At 69.8% G+C, this 10,682-nt stretch carries 8 protein-coding genes; 2 read left to right on the forward strand and 6 right to left on the reverse strand.

The genetic code is table 11. From position 1 onward, the window contains the following. Nucleotides 1-129: 129 nt before the first annotated feature. From ACSW7Y_RS05205 to ACSW7Y_RS05230, 6 genes are all read right to left on the reverse strand, one after another. Complete coding sequence (locus ACSW7Y_RS05205) at nucleotides 130-1,899, reverse strand: CBM35 domain-containing protein (RefSeq protein WP_438125273.1); 1,770 nt, start codon at nucleotides 1,897-1,899, stop codon at nucleotides 130-132. An 85-nt stretch (nucleotides 1,900-1,984) separates the two neighbouring features. Next, the gene (locus ACSW7Y_RS05210) at nucleotides 1,985-2,212 is read right to left on the reverse strand and encodes a LacI family DNA-binding transcriptional regulator (RefSeq protein ID WP_438125274.1); all 228 of its coding nucleotides are present in this window, start codon (nucleotides 2,210-2,212) and stop codon (nucleotides 1,985-1,987) included. A gap of 91 nt (nucleotides 2,213-2,303) precedes the next feature. Beyond that, nucleotides 2,304-4,211: a glycoside hydrolase family 127 protein gene (locus ACSW7Y_RS05215; protein WP_438125275.1), complete on the reverse strand. Its 1,908-nt coding sequence runs from the start codon at nucleotides 4,209-4,211 to the stop codon at nucleotides 2,304-2,306. Nucleotides 4,212-4,239: 28 nt separating this feature from the next. Continuing rightward, a complete protein-coding gene (locus ACSW7Y_RS05220) occupies nucleotides 4,240-5,130 on the reverse strand; it encodes a carbohydrate ABC transporter permease (protein ID WP_438125276.1) in 891 nt (296 codons plus the stop codon). A 1-nt stretch (nucleotide 5,131) separates the two neighbouring features. Next, nucleotides 5,132-6,103: a carbohydrate ABC transporter permease gene (locus tag ACSW7Y_RS05225; RefSeq protein WP_438125277.1), complete on the reverse strand. Its 972-nt coding sequence runs from the start codon at nucleotides 6,101-6,103 to the stop codon at nucleotides 5,132-5,134. A 46-nt stretch (nucleotides 6,104-6,149) separates the two neighbouring features. Further along, nucleotides 6,150-7,397: a sugar ABC transporter substrate-binding protein gene (locus ACSW7Y_RS05230; protein ID WP_438125278.1), complete on the reverse strand. Its 1,248-nt coding sequence runs from the start codon at nucleotides 7,395-7,397 to the stop codon at nucleotides 6,150-6,152. Between the two features lie 171 nt (nucleotides 7,398-7,568). Between ACSW7Y_RS05230 and ACSW7Y_RS05235 the strand changes: the two genes are divergently transcribed. Together ACSW7Y_RS05235 and ACSW7Y_RS05240 are read left to right on the forward strand one after the other, a co-directional pair. After that, nucleotides 7,569-8,612 (forward strand): LacI family DNA-binding transcriptional regulator, encoded by a 1,044-nt coding sequence (locus ACSW7Y_RS05235; protein ID WP_438125279.1) that lies wholly within the window; start codon nucleotides 7,569-7,571, stop codon nucleotides 8,610-8,612. 112 nt (nucleotides 8,613-8,724) lie between these two features. Further along, a partial coding sequence (locus ACSW7Y_RS05240) for a glycoside hydrolase family 127 protein (RefSeq protein ID WP_438125280.1) occupies nucleotides 8,725-10,682 on the forward strand: 1,958 nt, incomplete at its 3' end.

Below are 10,682 nucleotides of genomic sequence, written 5' to 3' on the forward strand. Positions count from 1 at the left end.
CATCGTTGAGTGAGCGCTCACACGGTAGTACGTGAGCGCTCACACGCGCAACCGCCGCGCGGTGCGTCCGGGTCTCGGACTCGCAGGCCGAGCCCGCTCCGTCAGGAGCGGTCTCGGCCTCGTCCACCGTTACTGCAGGTGGATGCTGTCGAGTTCGGCGTAGCCGGTACCGCCGGCGTAGCTCGGCGAGCCCTTCGCGAGTCGGATCATGTTGTAGCCCGCCCTGAGCTGCACCGTGACGTCGACGCTTCCGGTGGGGTTCCCCCAGCCGGAGGAGGTCGGCGGGTAGGTGACCGTGGAGAACGCGCCGCCGTTGTAGGCGAGTCCCTGGGTGGCGTTCGTGCCGGTGGCGTTCGCGTACTTGATGGTCATGGTGTAGACCTTGGCGGTCGGCACGTTGACGAGGAAGTCCACGAAGCTGTCGGTCCGCGCGTCACCGGTGCCGTCGATGCGGCCGACGTAGCCACCGTTCGACGCGGTCGACGAGGACAGTCGGCTGGCGTTGACGACGGTGGCGTTCTCCGCCTCGTAGGTCTGCTGGTACGTGGGCACGCCGGACGTCGGGGTGATCAGCAGTTGGTACGCCGCGACCGCGTCCATGTCGGTGACGGGGACGGTGATCGAACCGTTCACGACGTTGTAGGTCGTCGTCGAGACGAGGTTCGGCGCGGCCTGGTTCGTCGTCCGGCCGGTGGTGTTGGTCGAGGAGAGCTGCACCGAGACCTGGCTGCCGAGACCCGACAGGCCGGTCACCTTGACGGTGTTCGAGCCGCTGTCCCCGCCGAAGACGACGTTCACCTGCTTCCGGCTCGCGTCGTACGAGGCGACACCGTCCAGGTAGGACTGCGGCACGGTCTGGACGACGTTCCCGGACTGGTCGCCGTACCACTTGTACGCCCAGTAGGACGCGGTGGGCAGGTTGTTGTACAGCAGCCCGTCCATGGTGCCGGCTTCGTACCAGTACGCCCGCTCGGCGTTGGCGATCCCGGCACGCTCGAACGAGGCCATGTAGTGCACGCCGATGCTGGGCTGGTCGACCTGGCCCGGCGATGCGTACTCGTTGATCGAGATCGGGATGTGCGGCAGCCCGAGGGAGTCCTCGATCGAGCGGAAGTCCGTCACGTGGGCCTGCACGTCCTGGTAGCTGAAGTCCCCGAGCTCGTGCCACACGGCGACCGACGGCAGCGTGCTCGTGTTCTTCGCGTTCGTCATGAACGAGAGCATGAAGTCGTGGTTGTACGAGCTCGCGCCCGGCCCGACGATCGGGGTCAGCGTGTCGATCGCGCGGATGTCGCGGTAGGTCCGCGTCCACATGTCGAGGTAGCTGCCGGCGTTCGGGTCGTTCTTCGTGCTGGTCGTCCAGTTGGCGTCCGGCTCGTTCCAGATCTCGTACCCGGCGATGTTCGTCGTGTTCGTCGCGTTCACCCGGGCCGTGATCATCGACTTGATCTTCGACTCCCAGTCTGGCCAGCTGACCCAGTTGTAGGGGAACGTACTGAAGATGTCCGGGAGCCGGAGGTACTGCTGCGCGCCGGCGTCGGTGACCTTCCCGGCGACCTGCAAGCCGTCGCAGCACGGGCTGGTCGCACCGTTGCCGAGCTGTTGGGTGCCGGGTGGCGGCTGGGTGAAGGTGTTGGGGTGCAGCGGGTACAGCTGGCTCAACGGCGGCGTGCTGCCCGTGTCGACGCCGTACAGGCCACCTGCAGCGACGTGGGTGACCGGGCGGACGGTGGTTCCGACGTTGACCGTGAGCGTGTTGCCGGCGGCGAAGGCCGGCGCGGTGGAGCCGAGGCCGAAGACCGCGGTCCCCGCGACGACGAGCGCGGAGAGGACCGCTCCGGCCCGGCGTCGTCGACCTCGGCGGTGTTGGGGTGTTGCTGGTACTCGAAGATGCGTCATTGCTTCCTCCTCGTGCGGTTCCGGGTGGTCCGGAACGGTGTGGGACCGTCTCGCGCCTGGTCGTCGAGCCGGTTGGTTCGTCGGATCAGTCCGAGCTGCCCGCGGCGGGTTGGTTCTTGTGCAGCCGACCGAGTTGCTCGGCCTCGGTGTTGCGCTCGTAGCCCAGGTACGCGATGACCGCGAGGACGCGGTGCCGGTTCGCCGGCCGTACCGTCTCCGGGTGGTTCAGGACGCGGGAGACCGTCTGGTGGGACACGCCGGCGACGAGCGCCACGTCGTAGATCGTCGGTTTCTCGGTGCCGTTGAGCGTCATCGCTCCTCCTCTCGGCTCAGCCCTGCAGGAAGCGACCGTCCGGCTCGGGGCCCACGGCGCCGAGCGGATCAGGTGCTCGGCGCCGTGGGAGCTACTCGGTGGGGATGAACACGCGCATCGTCGACGGGCCGCGGTTGCCCCACGTGGCGTAGGGCACCAGGCGGACCGCGCGCGGCGTGCCCGTCGAGACGGCCGTGGGACGGGTGCCGTACGGGAGGCCCCCGGGATCGGGGACCGCGAGCGAGCGGACCGGCAGCCGGACGTCGCCGTCGCCGTGGTCCACCACCTCGGCACCGGCGGTCACCACGAGGTCGCGGACGTCCGTGTCGGCGTCGACCGACTCGACCGCGTACACGAGGGGCCCGCGCTCGACGGCGACGGTGCCTCGGACCGCGTCGATGCGCGGGTCCGGCACCGTCAGACGAGCACGGACCGGGACGTCGAGGACGACGCGGTCCCCGGTGACGAAGGCCCTGGTCACCGTCACGGTGTCGCCCTCCACGGGTACCGCCTGGCCAGCCACGTCGAGCGTGGCGCCCGAAGACCAGGACGGCACCCGCAGCCGGAGGGCGATCGGGCCGTCCGAGTCTGCGGTGGCGGTGATCTGGACCCTTCCGGAGCGCGGCCAGTCCGAGCGGACCGAGAACACCGCACGGCTCCCGGTCCCGAGTGTCGTCTCGACGTCGTAGTCGCCGTACTGGTGGAGTTGTAGCCCGTCGTCGCTGACCGTCGCGAAGAGCGTCTGCACGCTCGCGAGCGTGCGGGCCAGGTTCGTCGGGCAGCAGGAGACCTCGAACCACGGAGCACGCAGGCTCGACAGGGCGCGACGGCTGACCTCGTCCTCGGGCGGGACCGTCCCCGCGACGCGCTGGTGCATGGTGTTGGCGTAGAAGAAGGCGCGGCCGTCCTCCCGCGGAGCCACCATGACCGCGTTGTAGAGGGTGCGCTCGATGAGGTCGGCGTACTTCGACTCGCCGGTCTCGAGCAGCAGACGCCACGAGAGCATGTTCGACGCGATGGCGGCGCAGGTCTCGCCGTACTCACGGTCCGGCGGGAGCTCGAAGTCGGCACCGAACGCCTCGTCCTGGTGGTGCGCTCCCATCGCCCCGGTGAGGTACGTGCGCTTCGCGACCGTGTTCGCCCACTGTTCCTCGACTGCGTGCAGGAGTTGTCCGTCACCCGTCTCCACCGCGACGTCGACCGCTCCCGCCGCCAGGTAGAGCGCTCGGACGGCATGGCCGCGCAGCACCGAGGCGTCGCGCACGGGGACGTCGTCCTGGAAGTACTCCTGCCCGTACTCGATCGGGGCGAGCAGTCCGTGCCCGCGGCGCTCGACGAACAGCTGCGCGAGCCGGATGTACCGGTGGTCGCCGGTCGCCCGGCCGAGCTCCACGAGGGCCGGCTCGATCTCCGGGTGGCCGCACACCGCCTCCCGGCCGTCGTCCCCGAACACGTCGACCAGGTGGTCGGCGACGCGGATCGCCACGTCGACGAGCCGTCCGCCCCCGGCGGTGCGCAGCCGTGCGACCGCCGCCTGGACCAGGTGCCCCATCGAGTACAGCTCGTGCCCCCACTCGAGGTCCGACCACCGCGGTCGTTGCCACGGCCGGCCGAAGCTCGTGTGCAGGTAGCCGTCCGGGTCCTGCGCAGCCGCGACCCGGTCCACGAGGCGCGAGTACCGGTCCTCGAGGTCCTGGTCGTGGCCCAGCGCGAGCTGCCACGCCATCGCCTCGAGGAGCTTGTACACCTCGGAGTCGACGAACTCGATGCCCGCGTGCTCGAACGGTCCGCCCGCCGCCGCGGCGTCGAAGTTGCCGATCCACCCGATGCGTTCCATCCAGGTCTCGCAGTGGGCGATGACGGCGTCGGCGTTGCGCTGCTGCCAGTCGGCCCAGTACCCGCCGGTCAGGCGCAGGTCGCCGAGGTGGAGCGGCCGCAGTGCACTCGTGGACGGGACGACCGGGCCGCTCGCGGTGGTGGTGCTGTTGATGATGGTCACGATGTTCTCCGGAACGGGATCGGTGGTCTCAGTCCTTGACGGCGCCGGCCGTGACGCCGGCGGCGACGTAGCGCTGCGCGAGGACGAGGAGTACGGCTGCGGGGATCGAGGCGACCACGGCGGTGGCCATGATCGAGTTCCACTCCTGGTTGTTGTTGCCGATGTAGGCGTAGATGCCGAGGGTGATGGGCTTGGCGTCTCCGCCGCCGTCCAGGGTGTTCGCGAACAGGAAGTCGGACCACGCCCACAGGAAGCTGAAGAGCGAGACCGTCACGATCGAGTTGCGGCTGACGGGCATGACGATCGAGGTGAACGTGCGCCAGGTGTTCGCGCCGTCGATCCGTGCCGCGTTGAGCAACTCGTCCGGGATCCCCCGCATGAACGCCGTGAAGATCAGGACCCCGAACGGCACGGCGATGGTCGAGTCGGCGAGGATGAGCCCCCACACGGTGTCGAGGATCCCGAGCTGCACGTAGATCGTGTAGAACCCCATCGCCATGATGATCGCGGGGATCATCTGCGCGATCAGCAGCACGAAGCTCATCGCGCCGCCGCCGCGCGGCTGCAGCTTGGCCAGCGAGTAGGCCGCTGGGGCCGACAGCGCGAGGGTCAGCACGACGGTGCCGATGCCGACGACGAGACTCGTGCCGAGGAACGGCAGCTGCTGGCCGAGGACGGTCGTGTAGCCGTGCAGCGTGCCGTCGATCGGGATGAGGTTCGGCGGGCTCTTCCGCATGTCCTGGTCGCGGGTCAGCGAGACGTTGACCATCCAGTAGACGGGGAACAGCATCACCGCGGTGAGGACGACGCCGAGTGCGGTGCGCCACCAGCGCTTCGCGGCGGGAGCGGTCCCGGTGGCGCGTGGACGACCGCTCGTCGTGCGGGTCGTGACGGCTCGGGTGACGGTCGTGGTGGCCATGTCACACCTCCAGGCGGCGCTGCACGCGCGCGTAGATCAGGCCGACCACGAGGGCGATGACGATGAGCACGTTGCCCACGGTGGCGGCGGAGCTGAAGTCGGGAAGGAGCGACCCGAAGCCCAACTGGTAGGACCAGATCGCGAGCGTCGTCGAGGAGCCGGACGGGCCGCCCTTGGTCATGATCCAGATGATGTCGAAGACCTTGAGCGTGTAGACGAAGCCGAGCAGCAGGGTGATCGCGGTGACCGGTCGGAGCAGCGGGAAGGTGATGCGCCAGAACCGCTGCCAACCGTTGGCGCCGTCGAGGGACGCGGCCTCGTACAGCTCCCCGGGGATGCCCTGCAGTCCGGAGTACATGATCACGAGGTTGAACGGGATGCCGATCCAGACGTTCGCGATCAGCACGGCGAACAAGGACCACTGCGGGGACGTCAGCCAGTTGATCTGCCCGATGCCCACGGCCTCCAGGAAGGCGTTGACGATGCCCGAGTCGCTGTTCATCATCCACGACCAGGTCGACGCCGACACGAGCAGCGGGAGCAGCCACGGCACGAGGAACAGCGCGCGGAGCAGCCCGGACAGCGGGAAGTGGTTGTGGAAGAACACCGCGAGCGCGAGTCCGAGTGCGAACTGCACGACGATCGAGACGAGCACGAAGACGGTCGTGTTCCAGATCGCGGGGGCGAACGTCGCGCTCGTGAAGACCTGCACGAAGTTCTGCAGTCCGACGAACGGGGCGTTGCCGGAGACGAACGAGGCGACCGTGTAGTGCTTGAGGCTCAGCTCGATGTTCTTGTAGAGCGGGTACGCGTAGAAGAGCACGAGGTAGAGCGCCACGGGGGCGAGGAACGCCCAGGCGGTCAGCTGTGCTCGACGTGTGGCGCGGGCCCGTCGGGCCCGGGCCGGGGCGGTGGCGCCCTCGGCCCGGGTCCGCGCAGCCGACGCTCGCAGTGACGTCGTGTCGGTCGTCATGGTCGTGTCGACTTCTCTCTTCGTGGTGTTCGGTGGCGCGGTCGGGTTACTTGTTCAGCTTCGAGTCGACGGCCTGCTGCGCTGCCTCCAGCGCGGCGGACGGCGACGCGGAGCCGGACTCGGCCTTCTGGACAGCGGTCCAGAGCTGCTCGGAGATGACCGGGTACTTCGTGCCGAGGTTGTCGCCCGTGCGTGCCCTCGCGGCCTTCACCGCGTCGACCCAGGTGGACAGGTCCTTGTTCGCGGACAGCTGCTGCTGCTGGAGGTCGGACGACGCGGCGATGTAGTTCAGCGTGTTGTCGGTCTTCACGACGTTGTCGCCGGACGACAGGCAGGACACGATCTTCTTCGTGGTCGCGTAGCGGGCGGTGTCCTTCTGCACCGGGATGGTGAAGAACTCACCACCGGTCGGCACCGGAGCGGCGCCCCCGTCCTTCGCCGGGATCGTGATGACGCCGGCGCCCATCTGCTTCGCGGCGTCCTTCTGCCAGGTGCCGTTCTCGCCGAACGCGAAGTCGCCCGACTGGAACTCCTGCCAGCTGGTCGTCTGGGTGTTCTGGATGACCGAGTTCGGGGCGTAGCCCTTGTCGATCCAGCCCTTCCACAGGGCGAGCGCGTCCTCCGCCTTCGACGAGTCGAGCTTCGTCAGGTCGGCGTCGGCGCCCCAGAACCAGGGCAGGAACTGGAACGAACCCTCCTCGGTGTTGATCCCGGAGAAGGTGATCCCTTTCTTCCCGGCGGCCTTCACCTTCGCCAGGGCGGCGGTCAGCGAGTCCCAGTCCGTGATCGAGGCCACGTCGACGCCGGCGGCCTGCAGCACCTTGGGGTTGTAGTAGAGCGCGAGGGTGTTCGCACCGATCGGGACGCCGTAGGTCTTGCCGTCGATGACGCCGGCTCCGAGGATGTTCTCCGAGATCGAACCGGTCTTCAGCCCGTTCGTCGCGGTGTCGGTGAGGATGCCCGCCTGGGCGAGCGTCGACACGACGGGGTTGTCGACGAGGAGCACGTCCGGCGACTTGCCCTGCTGGCCCGCGAGGAGCGCCTTGTTCGTCAGGTCGGACGTGTCGTAGCCGGTGCGCTTGACGGTGACGCCGGCGTCCTTGCCGCACTGCGTGACGAGCTTGCCCCACGCCGACGAAGCGTCGTACTGGGGGTACGGGTCCCAGAAGGTGTAGCTCCCGGAGGCGGAGCCCCCGCCGGAGCCGGCCGACCCGGCCGAACAGCCGGTCAGGCCGGCGACGACGCTGGCTGCTGCCACCAACGCTCCGATGCGGATTGCGGTCTTGGTACGCATGATCACGGGTTCCTCTCTGAATGCGACGTGATCGCAGGTTCGGGTCCGACAGCGGTCCCCCTCGGCGACGCTGCCTCGCCGTCGAGGGGAACCGAAACCGGTTTCGGGAGGAATGTACGAGAACTCTCGACACCGTGTCAAGAACTTTCGTAAACTAGTTTCGGAGGCACGATGGACGAGCAGGAACACCTGACCACGACGCCGGGCACGGTGACCCTGGCCGACGTCGCGCGCGCGGCCGGGGTGTCCGTCGCGACCGCGTCGAAGGCACTGAACGGGCGAGCCCACGTGTCGACCCGCTCACGAGAAGCCGTCCTCGCCGCAGCCCGGTCGCTCTCGTTCACCCCGAACCCGTTCGCGCGTGCCCTGAACCGCGCTCCGACGAACACGATCGGGATGCTCACGAGCGACCTCGACAACCGCTTCGTCCTGCCGGTCCTGCTCGGTGCCGAGGACGCGTTCGGAGCCGGCTCGCTCTCGGTCCTGCTCGCGGATGCCCGCGACGACCCGATGCGCGAGCAGCTGCAGATCCAGTCGCTCCTGACACGGCGGGTCGACGGACTTCTCGTCGTCGGTCGCACGACCAACCCGAGGCAGCCCGTCCGCACGGTCACCGACGTCCCGGTCGTCTACGTCTACGCGCCGTCGACCTCCGACGACGACGTCTCCTTCGAACCCGACAACGTCCTCGCGGGCCGCCTGATCGCCGAGCACCTGCTCACCACGGGCCGTCGCCGGATCGCGATGGTGAACGGCGAGGACTCCTACGCCGCGGCGCGAGACCGACTCCGGGGTGTCGCGGCGGCCCTCGACGATGCCGGCCTCGAACTCGTCGGCAGCGCCGGCCGGGTGTTCGGTGAGTGGACCGAGCAGTGGGGCCGCGAGGCCACTGAACGACTGCTCGAGCGGCACCCGGACGTCGACGGGGTGATCGCGGGCTCGGACCAGATCGCTCGCGGGGTGGCCGACACCCTCCGCGAGCGCGGCCGCCGCATCCCCGAGGACGTCGCGGTCACGGGCTTCGACAACTGGGACATCCTGGTCGACCACGCCCGGCCGCCGCTGACCAGCGTCGACATGCACCTCGAGGAGCTCGGGCGCCTCGCAGCGCAGGCGCTCGTCGAAGCCATCGAGGGACGCCCGCGGCACGGTCGCGTCCAGCACCCGGTCAGCGTCGTCGAACGGGCGTCGAGCGCTCCCGCCGCCACGGCCTGACCGAACGGCGTCCAGCGCTTGCGTGGATGTGTCGGCCGCACGTACTGTGCACGAGATAAGCGCTTTGCTCCGGCGGCGCGGCATCCCTCAGGACATCTCGCAAGGAGGCGACATGACCACCACGCTCGCGACCGACAGCCGACCGCGCACCGCGACCCCGGTCCTCCCGACCGCCGACGCCCACCTCGCACTCCGGCCCCTGCCGACCGGCGAGGCCCGGATCACCGGCGGGTTCTGGGCCCTCCGTCAGGACCGCAACGGCCGGGACGCGATCCGCAGCGGGTACCACCAGCTCGAGACCGCCGGGAACTTCCGCAACCTCCGCATCGCCGCCGGTGACGAGGAGGGCGAGGTCGTCGGGCCGATCTTCATGGACTCGGACGTGACGAAGTGGCTCGAGGCCGTGGCCTGGGAGTACGGCCGCGCCCCCGCCGAGGACCTGCTCGAGCTCCAGCGCGAGGTCACAGACCTCTACGCCCGTGCGCAGGCCGACGACGGCTACCTCGACTCCGTGCAGCAGGTCCGCGGGAAGGGCGAGCGCTACGTCGACCTCAAGTGGAGCCACGAGCTGTACTGCGCCGGACACCTCTACCAGGCAGCCGTCGCGCAGCACCGGGCGACCGGAGACACCGGCCTGCTCGACGTCGCGACGAAGAACGCCGACCACCTGGTGGCGACGTTCGGCGACGGCCCCGGGCGGACAGCCGACATCGACGGGCACCCCGTCGTGGAGATGGGGCTCGTCGAGCTCTACCGCGAGACCGGCACGCGCGCCTACCTCGACCTCGCGCACTGGTTCGTCGACGCCCGCGGCCACGGGATCATCGAACGCGCGGGCGGCGAGCCGACGTACTTCTCGGACCGCGTCCCCGCGCGCGAGGCCACGACGGTCGAGGGCCACGCGGTCCGCGCCGTCTACCTCGCGGCCGGCGCGGTCGACGTCGCGATCGAGACCGGGGACGCCGAGCTCCTCGCCGCGAGCGAGCGCCAGTTCGCGGACATGACGGCGACGAAGGCGTTCATCACCGGCGGTCTCGGTGCGCGCTGGGACTGGGAGGCGTTCGGCGACCCGTACGAGCTCCCGACGGACCGCGGCTACGCCGAGACCTGTGCGGCCATCGGGGGGATCCAGTGGGCGTGGCGGCTGCTCCTCGCGACCGGGAAGCCCGTCTACGCCGACGCGATCGAGCGACTGCTGTACAACGCGTTCCTCGCGGGGGTGAGCCTCGCCGGCACGGAGTACTTCTACGTCAACCCGCTGCAGCACCGCGACCAGGCGCACCAGGACGAGAACCGTTCCCCGGCGCACGGCCGGCGTGGCTGGTTCGACTGCGCGTGCTGCCCGCCGAACATCATGCGGACGTTCGCGAGCCTCGACGGGTACCTCGCAACGGCGACCGACGGTGGCCTGCAGCTGCACCAGTACGCGAGCGCCGACCTGGGCCGGGTGACCGTCACGACCGGCTACCCGCACGACGGACGGGTCGTCGTCACGGTGACCGAGGACGGTCCGCTCGAACTCGGACTGCGCATCCCCGCCTGGTCCGACGTCACGACGGTCACGAGCCCGGACGGGTCGGCCTCGCCAGAGCCGGGCACGGTCCACGTCGTCGACCGCAGGTGGACCGCCGGTGACACCGTCGAGATCGTCCTCGACACGACGCCGCACCGCTACGCCGCCGACCCACGGATCGACGCCGCCCGCGGGCAGGTCGCGATCGAGCGCGGACCGCTCGTCTACGCGGTCGAGCAGGCCGACCAGGAGGGCTTCACGGTCGACGACCTGACGGTCGACCTGGACGCGCCGCTCACCGAGGAACGTCGCGACGACCTGCTCGACGGCGTCGTCGCGCTCCGTGTCCCGGGGCACGCCCCGGCGCGCCACGAGCGGGCAGCGTGGCCGTACCGCAGGATCGACGCGGGCCGCACGGGAGGCACGGCGCGCGCCACCGACGCGACCAGCGTCGACGACGTGGCCGGTGGCGCCGAGGGCGAGCCGCGCCTCCCGGCCGACACGGCGAACGCCGTGACCGCGATCGCGGTGCCCTACTACGCGTGGGCGAACCGAGG

The sequence above is a fragment of the Curtobacterium flaccumfaciens genome (assembly GCF_051548005.1).
In the GTDB taxonomy this organism is placed as follows: Bacteria; Actinomycetota; Actinomycetes; order Actinomycetales; family Microbacteriaceae; genus Curtobacterium.